At 49.5% G+C, this 17065-nt stretch carries 10 protein-coding genes; 6 read left to right on the forward strand and 4 right to left on the reverse strand.

The genetic code is table 11. From position 1 onward, the window contains the following. Position 1: 1 nt before the first annotated feature. Together M2134_RS01320 and M2134_RS01325 are read right to left on the reverse strand one after the other, a co-directional pair. Positions 2–1018, reverse strand: a complete 1017-nt coding sequence (locus tag M2134_RS01320) for a zinc-binding alcohol dehydrogenase family protein (protein WP_280749598.1) — start codon at positions 1016–1018, stop codon at positions 2–4. Between the two features lie 23 nt (positions 1019–1041). After that, positions 1042–1974, reverse strand: coding sequence for an aldo/keto reductase (locus tag M2134_RS01325; protein WP_280749599.1), 933 nt, complete (start codon positions 1972–1974; stop codon positions 1042–1044). 131 nt (positions 1975–2105) lie between these two features. On the opposite strand from M2134_RS01325, the gene M2134_RS01330 reads away from it, so the two are divergent. The 3 genes from M2134_RS01330 to M2134_RS01340 all read left to right on the forward strand — a co-directional run bounded on the left by M2134_RS01330 (position 2106) and on the right by M2134_RS01340 (position 10169). Then, on the forward strand, positions 2106–2966 hold the full coding sequence (locus M2134_RS01330; RefSeq protein ID WP_280749600.1) for an AraC family transcriptional regulator: 861 nt from the start codon (positions 2106–2108) through the stop codon (positions 2964–2966). A 112-nt stretch (positions 2967–3078) separates the two neighbouring features. Further along, complete coding sequence (locus M2134_RS01335; protein ID WP_280749601.1) at positions 3079–7728, forward strand: translocation/assembly module TamB domain-containing protein; 4650 nt, start codon at positions 3079–3081, stop codon at positions 7726–7728. Positions 7729–7733: 5 nt separating this feature from the next. Beyond that, positions 7734–10169: a BamA/TamA family outer membrane protein gene (locus M2134_RS01340; RefSeq protein WP_280749602.1), complete on the forward strand. Its 2436-nt coding sequence runs from the start codon at positions 7734–7736 to the stop codon at positions 10167–10169. 228 nt (positions 10170–10397) lie between these two features. On the opposite strand, the gene M2134_RS01345 is transcribed toward M2134_RS01340, so the two are convergent. Both M2134_RS01345 and M2134_RS01350 read right to left on the reverse strand, forming a co-directional pair. Continuing rightward, complete coding sequence (locus M2134_RS01345) at positions 10398–11672, reverse strand: DUF4143 domain-containing protein (RefSeq protein WP_280749603.1); 1275 nt, start codon at positions 11670–11672, stop codon at positions 10398–10400. A 184-nt stretch (positions 11673–11856) separates the two neighbouring features. Then, a complete protein-coding gene (locus tag M2134_RS01350) occupies positions 11857–12366 on the reverse strand; it encodes a hypothetical protein (protein WP_280749604.1) in 510 nt (169 codons plus the stop codon). A 140-nt stretch (positions 12367–12506) separates the two neighbouring features. Here M2134_RS01350 and frr point away from each other — a divergent pair, with 140 nt between their 5' ends. From frr to M2134_RS01365, 3 genes are all read left to right on the forward strand, one after another. Continuing rightward, positions 12507–13067: a ribosome recycling factor gene (gene frr, locus M2134_RS01355; RefSeq protein ID WP_280749605.1), complete on the forward strand. Its 561-nt coding sequence runs from the start codon at positions 12507–12509 to the stop codon at positions 13065–13067. Between the two features lie 84 nt (positions 13068–13151). Then, positions 13152–14084 carry a ribosome small subunit-dependent GTPase A gene (rsgA, locus tag M2134_RS01360; RefSeq protein ID WP_280749606.1) on the forward strand — a complete coding sequence of 311 codons (933 nt, stop codon included), beginning with the start codon at positions 13152–13154 and terminating at the stop codon, positions 14082–14084. Between the two features lie 52 nt (positions 14085–14136). After that, positions 14137–17046 (forward strand): DEAD/DEAH box helicase, encoded by a 2910-nt coding sequence (locus M2134_RS01365; RefSeq protein ID WP_280749607.1) that lies wholly within the window; start codon positions 14137–14139, stop codon positions 17044–17046. Positions 17047–17065 lie beyond the last annotated feature (19 nt).

The following is a 17065-nucleotide window of genomic DNA, read 5'->3' on the forward strand; positions in this document are numbered from 1 at the left end:
GTCAAAATTGTATTAATAAGCGGAACACCTCTCCCGGATTGGCCGACCATTTCTCTAAAGCCGTCTGTGCCTCTTCCGGGGTATATATCGCTGTGATCAGTTCGTCCACCGGGCAGTTCCCCCGCTTCATATACTCCATCACCGCTTTGAAGTCGTTCGGCATCGCATTGCGGGAGCCACGGATATCCAATTCCTTCTTCACAAAACAGGAGGTATCGAACGGAATATTTTCTTTGGCATAGCCGATATACACCACTCGTCCGGTGAAAGCCACTTCCGAAATGGAAGCCACATAGGTCTCCGGGCGACCAACAGCCTCAATCACCACATCCGCGCCAGCGCCAGCGGTGATCTCCATTACCCGCTCATGCAGGTTCTCTTTCAAGGTATTCACGGAGTATTGCGCACCCAGGCGTTCGGCCAGATCCAGTTTCCTGTCATCCACATCGACCGCAATCACCCGCGCACCACGCAAGGCGGCACGCACAATAGCCCCTAACCCGATCATACCGCAACCGATCACCATCACCGTATCGATATCGGTCACCTCTGCGCGATTGACCGCATGAAACCCGACACTCATCGGCTCCACCAAAGCAAAGTCGCGTACCGAAATGGCATCGTCGGCAATCACCTTTTCCCAAGGCACAAGCAGGTATTCCGCCATAGCGCCATCACGCTGCACACCCAAGGTCTGATTAAACTCGCAGGCATTCGGCCGACCGTTGCGACACGACGGGCAATGACCGCAACTGGTATACGGATTCACCGTGGCATGCATACCCGGCTGTAAATGATCAGGCACATCCTCCCCCAGTGCTTCCACCACCGCTCCGATCTCATGGCCCGGCACAATCGGCAGTTTCACCAGCGGATTCAGTCCTCTGAACGTATTTAAATCAGAACCGCAAAATCCTACATATCCTATCTTTAGTAACACATGGCCGGGCTTCAACTCCGGTTTCGGAATCTCCGTCACCCCTACCCTGCCTTGCTCAGTTATTTGTATCGCTTTCATAATTCTTCATTCTTCATTCATCATTAACTATTCACCCACGTATCCCTAAACCCTGGTTCAAAGATCCGTTTCACCTCAGCCAATAGCTCTTCATTCAGCGGTGTTTCAGCATAACGGATCGTTTTCAATACATTTTCCGGGTTGGTCGTGCTGAACAGAGTCGTGGCAATCCGTGGATTGTTGACCGAGAATGCCACCGCTAATTCTTCGATAGACACCCCTTTGGATTTACAATAAGCCGTAGCCTTCTGCGCCAGACGCTTCAATGCCTCCGGTGCCGGATGCCAATCAGGCACACCCCGTTCGGTCAACAGCCCCATCGAAAAAGGCGACGCATTGATCACCCCGATCTCTTTCGATTCGAAATAATCCAATGAATCCACCAACGCATCGTCGTTCAGGGTATAATGACAAAAAGAGAGCACACTCTCCACCGTTCCGGCTGGCACATGATCGATCACATAGTGGAAATGACGCAGATTCAGGTTGGTAATCCCAACATGTTTCACCACCCCTTCCCGACGCAGATCCACCAGGGCGGGCAGTGTTTCGTTGCATACCTGCTCCAGGTCAGCAAACTCAATATCGTGGATATTGATCAGGTCGATGTAGTCCACATGGAGTCGTTCCATGCTTTCGTATACGCTTTCTTTGGCTTTGCGCGCCGAATAGTCCCAGGTATTCACCCCGTCCTGTCCGTAACGACCTACCTTTGTCGAAAGATAATAACGGCTACGATCTATATTTTTCAACGCTTTCCCTAATACGATCTCCGCTTTCAGGTGTCCGTAATAGGGAGAGACATCGATGAAGTTAATCCCGTTATCGACCGCCGTATGCACCGCTTCTATTCCTGTTTCTTCTTTTAAAGAATGAAAGACACCCCCCAGGGAGGAGGCACCGAAACTAATGGCAGACACCTTCATGCCTGTTTTTCCTATTTCTCTGTATTGCATGGTATATATTTAAAGTGAAACCTTGTTTTGCAAAGCTACAGGATGTCGATATCTTTTTCTTTGTTATTATCGACCAAAACTTGCACTTTATCGATATAATTCCGTATGTTTACACCTCAATCGTCTTGATAATGATTAAAAAGGAACTGAAAAGAGATTTCATTTTATTGAATGTAGGCTATGCCTATCATAATGCGGACTGGAACTGGAAAAACATACACAGCCCCTTTGCCCGGATACATTATGTAAAGAGCGGAACCGCGAAGATCATACGGGAGGACGGTTTCTCCGAACTGAAAAAGGATCATCTCTACCTGACCCCTTCGTATACCAAACATGCCTATGAATGCGATGGTATGTTGGAGTTATACTATATACATCTATATGAAGACCTCGGGAAAAATATCAGCATCTTCGACCAGATCGATTTCCCCGCGGAGATAGAGGCTGACCCGTTGGATATCCAACTGATAGAGCGGTTGATCCGGATTAACCCGGAAAGAGAGTTGCAGTATTACGACCCGAGTTCATACGATAACTCCGCACATGTAGCCTACAATATGGCGCTCCAGCAAAAGAGTCCCTTGGCTTTCGAAATAGAATCCCAGGGCATTATCAAACAGATCTTCTCGCGCTTCCTGGCTCGTGCCGTCTTTAAAAACGAACATATGGAGGAGCGCATCCGCAGAAGCCTGCATTATATCCATAAAAACATCGACAAACCCATAGAGATAGAGCAGTTGGCCGAGATCTGCTTCCTCACGAAAGACCATTTCATCCGCCTGTTCAAAAAAGAGATGCATTGCACCCCCGGCAAATACATCAATCAAAAGAAAATAGAAACAGCCCAGTTAAGGATCCTTATTAATCAGGAAAACATCAAAGACATCGCCTATGGACTAGGGTTCGACAACATCTCCTACTTCAACCGCCTCTTCTCCCAGATAACCGGCGAAAGCCCCGGCCGGTATAAGAAAAAGAGGATGCTTTGAATAATGGGGGAAGAAGAAGTTTCACTACATTTGCCTTGTGTAGTTTTTTCTGCCCATTTTAGAACTAAATAGGGCATTCATCCGTTATCTCTATATAAGCGACAAGCAAAAAATGAAGAAGTGGATTAAGTGGATAAGCATGTTGTTCCTGATACCAATCGTATTGGTATTGCTTGTGGCTGCCCTTTTATATATCCCGGCGGTGCAAAACTTCGCCGTCAGACAGGCTACCCACTATGCCAGTGAGTCCAGCGGGATGGATATTCATATCGATCGGATACGGCTGGGCTTCCCTTTGGACCTAAAAGTAAAAGGTGTGCAGGTCATGCAATCGCCCACCGACACCCTATTTAGCCTCCAGCAACTATCTATCCGCGTAAACCCCATGCCACTGGTCAAAAAGATCATCTCTGTCGAGCAGGTGCATCTCGAAAAGGTCCGGGTCAATACGGGCAACTTTGTGGAGGGTCTATTCATCCAAGGAGAGATCGGTGACTTCCTGTTGAAGGCTGACTATATCAACCTGGCTGACGAAGAGGTCGTATTGAACCACGCGGAGCTGAAAAAAGCCGACCTCTTTGTGCGCATCGATTCCATTACACAAAAAAAAGACACAACAACGACACCGATAAACTGGAAAATCCGGATCGGTGATATCGCGATCAACCAATCGACCTTCGCCCTGCATATGCCTGCCGACACCTTAAGCCTCTCGGCCGGTATCGGAAAGGTAGGTTTGTCGAACGGACGAATCGATCTGGGTGCGGCGCGTTATGAGATCGGCACATTCCACCTATCGGAATCGGCAATCACTTACGATGCTGATACATTGGCACCGCAACCGGGATTAGACCCTGCCCACCTGGCCTTGAATAATCTGCAGGCCGACGTGCGTTCTATCCTGTATCAGGAGAAAGAGATCGCGGCAGATATCCGCCGGCTGGCATTCGACGAGCGTTCGGGCTTCGTGCTTTCGTCGCTCGACGGTAAGGTTCAAACAGACAGCCTATTGATCCGCATTCCCGGATTCAATCTGAAAACCCCCTACTCGGAAATCGCTTTGGCGGCCAACCTACCCTGGACCCTATTGGAGGAAGAGCCCAGCGGAGCATTCGACGCCTCCTTCTCGGCTTCGGTAGGAAAAAACGATCTGTTTCTCTTAGCCCCCGACCTGCCGGCAGACTTTCTAAAAGACTACCCCACCCAACCCATACGCTTTCAAGCAAAGGCCGATGGGGATATCGATAAGATCATGCTTCGCCAACTCAGTGCAGACATTCCGGGAGCCATAGAGATGAGGGCATCGGGAGAGATTGGCGCAGTGATGGACAGCCTACGCCGTTCGGCGGATATTCAACTGGAGGCGCTAACACACGACCTGCAATTCATCCTCTCCTATCTACCCAAAGAGGAACGCGCGCGTTATGCCATTCCCGCAGGCATACACCTGACTGGCGAGGTAGGTCTGCACAACCGGGAATACAGTGCCGATCTGCAACTAACCGAAGGCGATGGCCGCGTACAGCTGGCCGCCCGCTTCCAGGAGCAGAGCGAGAGTTATGCTGCCACCCTGAAGATCGATAGCCTGGAACCTATCCATTTCATGCCTGTCGACTCTATTCTTTGGGTATCGGCCTCCTTGCAGGCGGAAGGGAAAGGATTCGCTCCCTTTGCCCCTACCACCTGGACAGCCATCAACGGACGAATCGACTCCCTCTTATATAAGAACACCGGCCTGGCAGACGTCACCCTGGAGGCCTCTCTGAAAGAACATCAGTACTCCGCCACGATAGCGAGTGCCTATCCGTATGCGAAAATGGATGTGACCGCCTGGGGAGAATTAAAAGAAGACAATGTCAGCGCCACCCTTATCTTAGACACGGACCGCATCGACTTCCAGGGGCTCCACCTCACCGACTCCCTCTTTTATACCGGGTTTGCGCTTTACGCCGAAGCTCAAAGCGACTGGAAAGAGAAAAATCAATTAGACGTATCGCTGGGTAGCTGGGAAATACGTACGCCGGATCTGCGTTTCAGACCCAAGATGCTGATCGTAAAAGCACGCAGCGACGAAGACACGACACAGGTGTCGCTCACTTCCGACGACCTAAGGATGGTACTCACCGGCAACGCCGGATTAAACACCATGCTCGAGCAGTTTAGCCGGATTGGCGATGAGCTGGCACAGCAACTAAAAACAGATTCGACAATCCATATTGCTGCCCTGCAACCATCGCTGCCCGACATGAGCCTTTCCATAAAGGCACAACGCGACAACCCTTTATACAACCTATTGAAGACCTATTACTTCAGCTTTACGGAGATCGACATACAAGCATCTACCTCTCCGGAGAACGGGATCAGGCTGGATGCAGGCATCTACTCGTTTGCCAAAGACACCTTCCTGATCGATACGATCCGCGCGGCAATACGACCCGATCCGGACGGATTAACCTACAGTGCCGATGTCATCAAAAAAAAATATCGCCAACAGCAACCCTTTACCGCCCACATGCATGGAGCGGTCAAAAACAATTATATTGACACAGAGCTCTCATTTGTCAATCACCACCGGGAGACAGGCCTACAGTTGGGTGTAAGCCTAACCAAGGAGGCTGACGGAATGCGGTTTAAGTTATTCCCCGAACAGCCAATCATCGCGTTCAACACCTTCCAACTGAACCCGGACAACTATTTCCGCTTCGGAAGCATGCAGGATATGGATGCGAACATACGCCTGGCCGGATCACAAAATGCGGCCCTATGGATCCATTCGATGGACATGGGCGACACCTACCCGGAGTTGCATGTAGAGTTCAATCAGTTGAACCTGGACACAATCACCTCCGGTTTCTCCATGTTGCCAAACCTAAAAGGGATACTGAACGCCAACGTGCGCTACGCCCCGATGGAGGAGACGTTTATGGTGGTGGCCGACGCAAATATCGACGAATTGTTCTACGAAAACGGACGTGTAGGAGAGATGTTATTGAACGCGGTCTATCTGCCGCTGGATAATGGCGAACACCAATTCGACGTCCATCTCTACCACGAACAGGAAGAGCGAATGACAGCCTATGCCCTGTATAAGACGGCAGGCAAAACAGATCATATAGAGGGATCGTTCGATATACTCTCCCTACCCTTGACCATAGCCAACCCATTTATTCCGGAGGACATGGCGAAAATGGAAGGAGCATTAAACGGCAGTATGCAGATCAGCGGGTCTTCGTCGCAGCCAATGCTGAACGGGTTTATGCAGCTCGATTCCAGCTCGGTATATGTCGGCATGGCCGATACACGACTGCGTTTTGACAACCGGAAAGTAACCGTAAAAAACAGCCATATCTCGTTCGACAAATACCGCCTGCTGACAACCGGTACCAACCCGTTTGTGATCGACGGAACGATTGATATATCCAACTTCTCACGTATGATGGCCAACCTACGCCTGACGGCTAACAATATGCAGGTATTGAATGCCGCCCGGACCCCCGAAAGCCTGGTTTATGGCAAATTATTCATGAACTTCAACACCACCATCAAAGGGCCTTTGACAGGATTAGCCGTTCGTGGAGACGCCCACTTCCTGGCGGGGACCGACCTGACCTATGTATTGACCGACTCTCCGTTAACGGTGCAAGACCGCATGGATGGACTGGTCACCTTCACCTCGTTCACCGACACCCTGACCCTGCAACGAAGAGATCGACGACAACAAATGGCATTCGGCGGTATGGAGATGTTCCTGGCGTTGAAGATAGACCCGACGGTGCAATTCCGCGTAGACCTCACCCCGGATCAATCGAACTACGTAGAACTGGAAGGTGGTGGGGAGCTGATTCTCCAATACGAACCACCAAGCGATATTGTGCTTAACGGACGATACACCTTTACCAACGGCGTGGTGAAATACAGCCTGCCGGTCGTGCCGTTGAAGGCGTTCGATATCCACCAGGGCAGTTATGTGCAATGGGATGGCGAGATGCTGAATCCGCAAATCAATATCACGGCAACCGAGCGAATGCGTGCCACCATCACCGACGCAGACGGCCTCCAACGACGATCGAACTTCGACGTAGGTATCAGCATCGAGGAGCGTTTGGAGAATATGCAACTGCAGTTTATCATCGATGCGGTAGACGATACGAATATCCGCTCCGAACTGGCGTCGAAAGATAAAGACGAACGTGCCCGATATGCCATCTATATGATGATCACCGGCACCTACATGGGCTCTGACCCCACCAACATGAATCTGGGCGGCGCCTTAGGCAGCTTCCTGGTCGGACAGGTCAACTCCATCGCCGGAGACGCCCTGAAAGGGGTAGACATCGACCTGGGATTGGATACGTATGAGACCGCTTCGGGTACGCAGAACGACCTAACATTCAGTTTTGCCAAACGATTCTATAACGACCGCATCCGCGTATCGGTGGGTGGCACGGTGGCTACCGGAAACACCACCGAGCAGACACAGTCGTTTCTCGATAATTTCGCTGCCGAATACCTCTTGGACCCTGCCGGATCGAAGACGATTAAGTTTTTCCATGACCGCAACTACGAGAGCATCTTAGAAGGAGAGGTCGTGGAGACAGGCGTCGGTATTGTGTTCCGTAAGAAGGTGCTTCGCCTGCGTGAGCTGTTCGATTTCCGTCAAAAGAAAGAGACAGCGGTAGCGGAAGAGAAAAATGAATATGAAGAAAAGAAAGAGAATAGCGAAACCGGAAGCGTTACTCCGGAACAGACGGATAAACAATAGCCAGGATGATCAAAAAGAATACGACATATCAGCTCTTTATCTTTATCCTTCCTCTCCTTATGGGGCTGGGAGGAGGCTTGTTCACCTCCTGTTCGGTCACCAAACATCTACCCGAAGGAGAGGTGCTCTATACAGGCATTAAAGCCACGGAGGTGGTCGATCCCGATCCGTCGCGCGAAGGCGACGCGGCAATGCAGGAGGTGGAAGGCGCCTTGGCTTACGCCCCCAACAATGCCCTGTTCGGTAGTTCAACCACACGCATTCCTATCCCTTTCGGATTATGGATATACAATGGATTTAAGAAATACCAAAAAGGGGTAGGAAAATGGATATTCGATCAGTTTGCGGCCAAGCCGGTTCTGATCAATACGGTCAATCCCGATGTGCGCGTTGCCGTTGCCCGGAATATGTTACGCGAGAATGGCTACTTCGACGGCAACGTCCACTATGAGATACTCCCCAACGCAAAGGACTCGCTGCAGGCGAAAATCAATTACAGGGTGGAGATGAATCATGCCTACCGCTACGACAGCATTCAGTATATGCGCATGCGCCATTTTGCTGATACACTGATCAACGCCCATCGCCACGAGAGCCTGTTGCGCAAGGAGGATCAGTTCAATGTGATCCGTCTGGAGAACGAGCGGCAACGCATCTCTTCCCTGTTGCGCAACAACGGTTTCTATTATTACCGTCCGGAATATGTGGTCTACGAGGCGGATACATTGCAGACACCGGGCAAGGTATGGCTGCGGGTGATGCGCAAACAAGGGATACCCTACAATGCCATGCTCCCCTATCGCATCGGGCATATATCGGTGTATATGAACGGATACGACAACGAAGAACCGACCGATTCGATCCAATACAAGGACATGACGATCTATTACGAAGGGAAACTGAAACTTCGTCCCGAGGTTCTCTACAGCCGCTTGCGCTTCAAGCCGGGCGATCTCTACACCCTGGAGGAACAACAACGCACGCAAACCGGGCTTTCGCGCCTGAACGTATTCCGATATGCCGAATTTCAATATACGCCCGTACGGCAAACAGCCTCGCGCGACACCACCGGGCAGGGGGAGTACCGCCGACGCGTGCGTGACCTGCAGGGAGGAGACGAACGGTTAGACAGCCTACGCCGCCGAAGCGCGATCTACAACCAAAACAACCAGTTGGATGTACGCATCAATACCGTCTTCGATTATCCCTATGATGGCGAGTTAGAGGTAAATGCCAGCACAAAGAGCAATGACTATATCGGGCCGGGGGCTATCTTCTCGATCACCCGCCGGAATGCGTTCCACGGTGGGGAGCTATTGGGATTTCAGGTGAAAGGGTCTTACGAATGGCAAACGGGCAACCGCAACGAGGGCACAAAAATAAACAGTTACGAGATTGGTGCCAATGCCACCTTGACCATGCCTTTCGTGCTCTTCCCGGGATTTGTGTACCGCGACCTGGTGAGGCCATCCACCACGGTCTTTAAGCTGAGTGCCGACCTGATAAACCGGGCACGCTTCTTCCGCATGACCTCTTTAGGGATAAGCATGGGGTACGACTTCCGTCCCACGCCAACCACGCGCCACCAGGTGACTCCCTTCCGTCTGAACTATAACAAAATGAAACCGACAGATCTCTTTATCGAGAAAGCGGATGAGAATCCTTCGCTCTGGCTAAGCCTACAGGATCAGTTTGTACCGGCCATGAGTTATATGTTCACCTACGATAACGCGACGGTCTCCAAACGCCATTATTTCTCCTGGATGGCATCACTCACACAGGCAGGTAATATCATCAGTGGTATAGGCGCTATCGCCGGAAACGACTTCAATAAAGAGGGGAAAAACCTATTCGGTAGCCCCTACGCACAGTTTGTGAAAGCAACCACCGAGTTTCGCTATAACCACCGGATTGATAAAAACAACCGCCTTGTTGGTCGCCTGATGGCGGGTGGCATCTATAGCTATGGCAACTCACGGGTGGCTCCTTACAACGAGCAATTCTATATCGGAGGAGCCAACAGCGTACGTGCCTTCACGATACGTTCGATCGGTCCGGGGCGTTATTATGCCGATGCCAAAACAAATCCATATACCTATGTGGACCGGACAGGGGATTATAAGTTTGAAGCCAACCTGGAATACCGCGTGCGCCTGGTGGGCGACCTGGAGGGAGCTCTCTTTCTGGATGCCGGCGGCATATGGGCGGCTCGCGAAGACGATCGCACCGGCGGCACCTTCAAAGCCAGCGAATTCTTCAACGATCTGGCACTGGGCACCGGGGTGGGACTACGCTACGACCTCTCGTTCCTACTGATCCGCTTTGATGTCGGACTGGGCTTGCATGTCCCCTACGCCACCGAGAAAAAGGGCTATTTCAACGTAGATCCTTTCAAAGAAGGAGGATATTCCTGGCACCTGGCCGTAGGCTACCCCTTCTGATTTGAAATCAATCACAAAATACAAAGTGTAAGCGACAAAATCGTTGTTTTTGTCACCCCTTTTTGGCAGGGCAAAAAAAATTCTCACCCGCGTGAGAAAAAATTCTCATGCGGGTGAGAATAAAAAAAGGCAGACTGACATGTTCCCGTAACGCAACTGCGCATTTTTACTTGTTGGCATAAATAAATCCTATAAACAGTTTTTTCAAAATTCATATTCTCTCACATGCTAATCTTTCAAGCAACCAATGGGAACGACATAAACCCCATCTTTTCTTCTATATGCATATTTCCCGATAGCGGTAAGTACCATCAGAAATGCAGGATGTTTCATTTTATCTGTATCTATTCGATCGGAAAGAGCTTTTAAGCTTTCTGCTCCACTTTCGATTAGGTTGTCGCCTCCTAATTTTATTTCAATCAGCGCATACGAGCCATTACGAAGATGAAGAACAGCATCACACTCTAATCCACTTTTATCCCGATAATGATAAATGCTCCCGTCCAGCGTATCTGCAAATACACGCAAATCTCTCATGCACAACGTCTCGAAGAAGAGGCCAAGCGTATTCAAATCCGCTATTAAATCATTGGGACCTAAGCCTAAAGCAGCGGTCCCGATGGAAGGATCTATAAAATAACGTGTATCTGATGTGCGAATGGCTGCTTTTGAACGCAGATTGGGATTCCATGACGGAACATTTTCGATGACAAATATGTTTTCCAGGGCATTTAGGTAAGAGGCCAATGTTTTATCATCCATTGTAGTAGATTCATTGGCTTCCAGGTCTTGTAGAATTGTACTCAGAGGTGCTTGTGCACCTTGAAGTCTTGCGTAAGAACGCATCAAACGCTTAACTCGTTCGGGGTTTCGACTTACACCGTCCACCCGCGATATATCAGACTTGACAACAGCTTCGTAGTAGTCAAAGGCTTGCTCCAAGGCTGTTTCACCCTTCAAATCTGTAGCTTTTGGCCAACCACCTCTGCATATTACATAGGCAATATCAGAAATGGACATTGTATTTTCGGCTATAATTTGTTCCGGGGCGGAGAGTAAATCCTTCAGGCTGATTTGACCGTTAGACTCTCCTGATTCGTACAAACTCATGGGGCGCATCATTAGCCACCCTACACGTCCGGTACCTGTATGGCTAATTTCCTTGGTATCAGGAGGAACAGCAGATCCTGTTAATATAAATTGTCCCATCTTATCCCGATGATCTACTTCAAAACGCATGGCATCCCATAGTTTAGGAGCTAATTGCCATTCGTCAATCAGGCGTGGAGTCTCACCTTGCAACAAGAGTTGAGGATTAATATCTGCCATCAAAAGATTCTGGCTTTTGGTTGCAGGATCAGATAAATAAAGAATGCTTTTAACAATTTGTTCTGCAGTAGTAGTCTTTCCACACCACTTGGGGCCTTCTATCAATACAGCACCTTTTCCTGCCAGTTTTTTGGCTAGTACACGGTCTGCTACTCTTTGCTTATATTTTTTCATTTTGTTATTCTAATTGTCTGTAGCAAAGATATACATCGTTTTGGCAATTCCGCAATTTGGCGTAAAATAATTCCGCAATTTGGCGTAAAACAATTCCGTAGTTTGGCTTTTTATGGTTACCTTAAAAAGAGAAATCCCCAAAACCATATATGTTTCAGGGATTTGTTTCGCTTTATCAGTCTTCTTAAGGTTGAGTACCAACCGGACGACTGCCAATAGAGGGTCGGGTGGTTGGACGGGTGACATCAGACGGACGATCATGCGAAGGGCGATCGTTTGAGGGTCGATCATGCGAGGGTCGATTATTAGAAGGTCGATCATTTCCCTCTCCCGGGCGAGGGCGATTTGGGCGGTTTGGTGCAATGTAGATGGGGCGTCCATAAGGAGGATAATGAACAGGGGGATTAACCGGAGCCACATAAGTAACATCTTCATAAAGATATTCATAACCGACTAAGTAGTCGTTCCAAAATTCCAGGGCATACACCTCGCGTTGTGCGGTCTGGTATTCCAATACTTCCTGCACCCCGTTGGAGGTCTCTTTGAAGGATATCATTCGGTTGGGATAACCGGCCAACTGTTCCACTTGTGCCTTGCTCATGCCTGTCGTTAGCTTTCTCAGATCGAGCGAACGGGTAGTACCGCACGCGACCAATGCAATTGCCATTACGGCAAAACAAACTATCTTCTTCATCCTCTTTTTCTTTTTGTAGGTTAGTATATTCATGGAACAGATCAAAAGCTTAATTTGTTTAGTTGAAAATCTTTACTACTTTTGTTTACCAGAAAACAGAATCAAATTGAATCGAAAAGAACATATAAACAGTTAATCTTATGGTAGATATTAAGCAGTATGTAAAAGCAGCTGAAGAAAAAATGCAATCAGCTATCGAATATCTGGACGAACAGCTCTCGCATATCCGCGCTGGCAAAGCCAATCCGAAGATCCTGGACGGGGTGCGTGTGCCTTACTATGGAGGACTGGTTCCCCTGAGCAATGTATCCTCTATCAATACGCCTGATGCGAAGACAATCATTATCACTCCCTGGGAAAAGCCGATGATCAGAGAGATCGAAAAGGCGATCCTGAACTCGGATGTAGGTATCACGCCGGAAAACAATGGGGAGATCATCCGTCTCGGCATTCCCCCGCTGACAGAAGAGCGTCGTCGCCAGCTAGCTAAACAATCAAAACAGGAGGCTGAGAATGCGAAGATCAGCATCCGCAATGCCCGTCGCGACGCCATCGACCTGCTCAAGAAAAGTGTGAAAGACGGTGTGCCCGAAGATGTAGAGAAAGATGCCGAAGCAGAAGTACAAAAGATCCATGATAAGTTTGTCAAGAAAACGGATGAATTGTATGCAGCTAAGGAAAAAGAAATCATGACGGTTTAATTCTGTCAGGCAGAATTAAACAATGAAGAATGATGAATTTCCGCTTCGCTCCAATTCATCATTCTTCATTCATCATTCAAAAAAATGCGCGGCTTAGTAATAAAAAACACCGGTAGCTGGTACACCGTACGGACGGAGGACGGACAGGATATCGAAAGCAAAATCAAAGGTAATTTCCGACTGAAAGAGATTCGGAGCACTAATCCTGTGTCGGTTGGTGACTGGGTGCATATCGACATCAACAACGAAGGCATGGGCATGATCCGGGAGATCGAAGACCGCAAAAATTATATTGTTCGCCGCGCCTCCAACCTGTCGAAGCAATCCCATATCATCGGAGCCAATCTCGACCAGGCGATATTGATCGCTACCGTAAACTTTCCCATCACCACGACCATATTCACGGATCGGTTTCTGGCCACTGCCGAAGCCTATCAGGTGCCTGTGCGCATTGTGTTCAATAAGATCGACCGCTACCGGGGAGAAGACCTAGCACGTATGGAAGAGCTGATCGAACTCTATGAATCGATTGGCTACCCCTGCTACCGCCTCTGTGCCAAAACAGAGGAAGGCTTTGATGTGATTAAGGCCGAACTAAAAGACAAAACAACCCTGCTATCCGGCCATTCGGGTGTTGGGAAATCGACGATCATTAACAAATTGATACCTGGCGTAAACCTGCGCACCAGCGATATTTCGGAATACCACAACAAAGGGATGCACACCACCACCTTCTCCGAGATGATCGAGCTACCCGAAGGAGGCTACCTGATAGATACTCCGGGCATCAAGGGATTCGGCACATTCGATATGGAAGACGCGGAGATCTCCCACTATTTTCGGGAGATATTTCAGGAATCTGCCCAGTGCCGATTCAACAACTGCACTCACCGCCACGAACCGGGCTGTGCCGTATTAGAAGCCATTCGCGAAGGGCGCATCAGCGAATCACGCTACAAAAGCTACCTGAGCATCCTTTCCGACCGGGAAGAGAACAAATACCGGGAGGATTATTAACCCCCGGAGACCGACCTACCTGGATAGGTTTTAGCATCGAAGGCAAAGATTAATGAATAGGGATGAACTTATTTTAGTATTGTATGCCCACCGTTATTTCGGCTGGAAATATGCTGTCTTTTCTGCCGAAAGGACAGAAAGTGGCAGCATGCGCATATTGGGAAGCCCCGATGCCGACCAGGAAGAGAAAGAGGGACGCGCCACGGAATGGGTAGAGCTGATCCGGCAGGTCAACGAGGTGAGCGACCAGAACCTGATGAAGCACTACTCGCGGAAGAAATCGATCACGGAGTTTCACAAAGAGCTGACCCAAGAGACCCTCGAACGCTATATCCATCCCCGGATCGAACAGGTCAACCACAAAGCCACCCAATTGGCCATACAGACCGGCATACGCGCCTTCATACGAACAGACTTCTCGAACAATACGCTGTTTGTGCAAAATGAAATCGACATCTTACGCGACACGACCTCTTGCCGCTTTCACTTTGTGAAAGACACGGAGGCAGGATTGCGCTATTTCATTTCGCTCACCAACCAAGAGCAGGAGATCACCCTACAGGGAAAGCGGGCGATCGTGTTGAGCAACAAACCCGCCGTGGTGTTGCTCGATAAGGAGATCCATACGATTGAGAATATCGATTCCAAGAAGCTGGAGCCTTTTCTAACCAAAGAATACATCAGCGTGCCGGCATCATCCGAGAAGATGTATATACGCAACTTCGTCACCAAAACCCTGTTGAAATACGATGTACGCATCGAAGGCATCCCCTTCTCCGAGATCCGCCCCACACGCTTAGCCAGGCTGACGCTGGAGAAGGATCTCAATCAAGACTACGTATTACTGCTCTCCTTTCTCTATAACGGAAACCGGATCTTCTTTCCGGACGACAAGACCAAAAAGGTAATCGAACTAAAGGAGCAAGAGGGAGAGGTTGCCATCGAGTGGTATAAGCGCGACAAGATATGGGAAGAGCATCTGGCCGCCCTATTACTCCGCGAAGGGCTACAGAAAGAGGGGATTAACCATTACACAACGTTGCCCAAAGAAGATCCTTACCGGCTGATTGAATGGCTCTATCAAAAGAAAGAGGTATTGCTGCAGGACTATTTTGAATTGGAGCAGATCGGGGAGCAAACCTATTACATCGGCCCAATACACAAAGAATCTGATCTGGAAGAGAAGATCGACTGGTTTGAAGTGAACATCACAATCATCGCGGGAGAGTTTCGCATCCCCTTCAGCCGTTTCCGCAAGCATATCCTCGAGGGAAGAAAAGAATACCTATTGCCCGACAAGACCACCCTGCTCTTGCCGGATGAATGGTTTGTGAAATACACCGATCTGTTTCGGTATGCCAAAGAGAAAAACGATCGTCTGCAACTGAAAAAGATACACCTAGGGGTCGTAACCTCCGCCATAATGGAGGAGATACCAACAGACAAGCAGGAGAGACTCCGGGAAATCTTAGAGATCCCGGCGAAACGCCCTCCCCTCCCCGCCCAACTAAAGGCAGAACTACGTCCCTACCAGCAAGAGGGCTTCTATTGGCTGTCGCACCTCTATCACCACCAGTTCGGAGGATGCCTGGCCGACGATATGGGACTGGGTAAGACACTGCAGATGATCACCCTGTTGCAATCGGTCTATGCTGAAGCCGGTCGAAAGAGTGCCGCGCCGACAACCGGACAGCTCTCCCTGTTCGATTCCTTCCGCCCCGCATTGCCCGCCAGCCTGGTGGTAGCCCCTACCTCGCTATTGCACAACTGGAAAAACGAGCTAAAGCGGTTCGCACCCGAGTTGCGGGTCTTTGTCTATGCCGGTGCCAATCGAATGCGCTCTCACTCGGTTCGGGAGATATTCGATCGCTTCGAAGTGGTCATCACCTCCTATGGCACGATGCGCAACGACATTGAATACCTGGCCGATTATCCGTTTCAGATCATTCTCTTAGATGAAAGTCAATATATAAAGAACCCTGCTTCGGTCTCCTATAAAGCGGCCAAGCGATTGCAGTCTGATCATCGTTTTGTATTGACCGGCACACCGATCGAGAATTCCCTGGAAGATTTATGGGCACAGTTTCATTTCATCAATGAAGGATTATTGGGCAGCTTCTCCTTCTTCAAGAAAGAGTATATCCAAAAGATGCTCAAAGAGAAAAACGAAGAGCGGGAAAAGCAACTGCGCCAACTGATCTCGCCCTTTATGCTTCGCCGCACGAAGGAAGAGGTTACACCCGAATTGCCACCATTGCTTCAAGAGGTGATCTATTGCGATATGACGGACGCGCAGGAGGAGCTCTACAACGCCGAAGCCAACCGGATCCGTCATACCCTATTGAAAGCAAAAGAGAATCCCGATCGACAAAAAGACACCTTCATCGCCTTGGAGGGATTGAACCGCCTACGCCAACTGGCCAACCACCCACAGATGATCGATCCCGCCTACCGGGAAGACTCCGGCAAATTCGAACAAATCATCCTTTTCTTCGAAAACCTGAAAGCAAACGGTCACAAGGTGCTTATTTTTTCCTCGTATGTGAAACATTTGAAGTTACTGGCCGAAAAGTTCGACCGGGAAGGCTGGGCGTATGCCATGCTTACGGGAGAGACCACGCAAAGAGAAAGGGAGATAGAACGCTTCAACCGGGAGAAAGACACGCATTGCTTCTTCATCTCCCTGAAAGCGGGAGCGACCGGGCTAAACCTGACTGCGGCCGATTATGTGTTTGTCATCGACCCCTGGTGGAATCCCGCCGCGGAGATGCAGGCGTTAAGCCGTGCGCATCGGATCGGCCAAGACAAGACAGTGATTGCCTTCCGGTTTATCTCTTCCCAGACCATCGAAGAAAAAATCCTTCACCTGCAAGAGACGAAGACAGCACTCTTCGATACGTTCGTGCAAGACAATAACCCATTGGCCCATCTCCGTTGGGAAGAGATCGAACAGTTGCTCTAATAAAATGTAGGAATCAATG

This window comes from Parabacteroides sp. PM6-13, from assembly GCF_029892605.1.
Taxonomy (GTDB): Bacteria; Bacteroidota; Bacteroidia; order Bacteroidales; family Tannerellaceae; genus QVMG01.